This window comes from Noviherbaspirillum denitrificans, assembly GCF_002211445.1.
Taxonomy (GTDB): domain Bacteria; phylum Pseudomonadota; class Gammaproteobacteria; order Burkholderiales; family Burkholderiaceae_D; genus Noviherbaspirillum; species Noviherbaspirillum denitrificans.
Genome location: NZ_LSTO01000001.1, coordinates 58,217 through 60,023, shown reverse-complemented (window position 1 = coordinate 60,023; position 1,807 = coordinate 58,217). Strand labels below are relative to the sequence as shown.

The 1,807-nt window shown below is 53.9% G+C and carries 2 protein-coding genes; both read left to right on the top strand.

Translation table 11 applies throughout. The features are described from left to right. Positions 1 to 14: 14 nt before the first annotated feature. Positions 15 to 905: an SMP-30/gluconolactonase/LRE family protein gene (locus tag AYR66_RS00350; protein WP_088705847.1), complete on the top strand. Its 891-nt coding sequence runs from the start codon at positions 15 to 17 to the stop codon at positions 903 to 905. A gap of 108 nt (positions 906 to 1,013) precedes the next feature. Continuing rightward, on the top strand, positions 1,014 to 1,562 hold the full coding sequence (locus tag AYR66_RS00345; protein WP_234814629.1) for an acyloxyacyl hydrolase: 549 nt from the start codon (positions 1,014 to 1,016) through the stop codon (positions 1,560 to 1,562). Positions 1,563 to 1,807 lie beyond the last annotated feature (245 nt).

Here is a 1,807-nt window from a genome sequence, read left to right as displayed (position 1 = left end):
AAAATCCCACGTTCATGCCTGTAATCGAGATACACGCCTTGCCTGATTCACGTGTACTGCTGGGAGAATGTCCCCTTTGGCATCCCACGGAACAAGCGCTGTACTGGATAGATATCGCGGGTCATGCGGTACATCGCTTCGATCCATCTGGATGCAATCATCGATCCTGGCCCCTCTCCTCTGAACCGGGGTGCATTGCATGGATGGCTGATGGTGGATTGGTGGTGGCAATGCGTTCGGGGATCGCGATGCTGAATACCGATAACGGCACCGTACATTTCATCTGCGAACCACCATACGACGCTTCACGAATCCGCTTCAATGATGGCCGATGCGATGCTGCCGGCCGATTGTGGATAGGAACGCTTTCAGATGACCGCAGCAAGGCACTGGGTGCGCTCTACGTCCTTGAGCGTGGCTCCATCCGTAAGGTAGGAAATCCATGTACGGTCTCGAACGGACTTGCATTCAGCAAAGACAATCGCAATCTCTATCATGCTGACACGACGGCACACAGGATTTCGGTATATGACTTCGATCTGGCTTCATCCGCACTTGGCGGCGGCCAAGTCTTCAAACAATTCACGGAAGTCCGCGGCACGAATTACCAAGGCCGTCCGGACGGTGCGAGCGTAGATAGTGAAGGAGCATATTGGTGCGCCATGTATGAAGGAGGAAAGCTTCTGCGTTTGTCATCAGAGGGAGCCCTCCTGCAGGAAGTGGAACTTCCAGTGCGATGCCCGACGATGCCTGCGTTTGGCGGCGCCGACTACCGCACCTTGTATGTCACGTCGGTGAGCAGTAAGCGCTCTGAGAAAGAACTTAAAGAACTTCCCTTATCGGGTTGCGTCCTGTCTCTTAGGGTTGACGTGCCGGGAACTCCCGAATATCCCTACAAGCCGTAGCCCAGCCGGCCATTCTCAGGACGTCATCTTGCCCGCCGGACAGAAATTCATTTTTGCGTAAAATAGTAGACTGTCAATTTCAGTTTTTACATGGAAGGGGAGTTTCGGATGAATGGATTACGGACCGGTTCTGCTGTGCTTGCCCTTGGCTGCCTGCTTGCGACACTCCCCCTCTCGGGAATCGCCGCCGATTCGGCATCCGTGGAATTCGGCACCGGCGACAAGACCAAGATGGTACGCCTCGGCGCGCAATGGAAGTGGGACAACATGTGGTGGCGCTCAAACGGCACCCACATCGGCGGCTACTGGGATCTTACGCTCGCCCAATGGCGAGGAGATCGCTTTCAAAACATCCCCGGCAATACACAGCACATCACCGCTGCAGGAATTACGCCGGTTTTCCGTTGGCAGAATGACAGCAAGAAGGGCGTTTACGTTGAAGGAGGTATCGGTGCGTATCTGTTATCTGATCTTTACGATAACAACGGCAAACAGCTGTCTACCCGCTTTCAGTTCGGCGACCACCTCGGCCTAGGCTATGTGTTTGCAAACAGCGCGGACATCAGTCTGAAGATCCAGCACTTCTCCAATGCCAGTATCAAGAAGCCGAATGATGGAGTGAACTTCGCGATCGTTCGATTGAGCTATCCATTTTGATTATTGGACCAGTCAATAGTGAACAGCTTCCGCCGATTTTAATTCTGTCGCTACATGACGCGGATCTATCTCCATGGAGCTGCCGTAGAAGTATGGCCAGCGGAAATTAGATACTTGTGTTCGGCTTCAAGGATTAGTTCTGCGGCGGGAGGCTGTTGCCACCGGCGAGTTGGGTGTGCATGACGCGGCTTACCTGTTGTCGTAGCAGGTGCAGCCAGTGGGCTATGGGAGGAATTCTGGCGCCC

Coding starts and splice junctions, on each gene's coding strand:
- AYR66_RS00350 (WP_088705847.1), top strand. CDS start 15: ATGCCTGTAATCGAGATACACGCCTTGCCTGATTCACGTGTACTGCTG.
- AYR66_RS00345 (WP_234814629.1), top strand. CDS start 1,014: ATGAATGGATTACGGACCGGTTCTGCTGTGCTTGCCCTTGGCTGCCTG.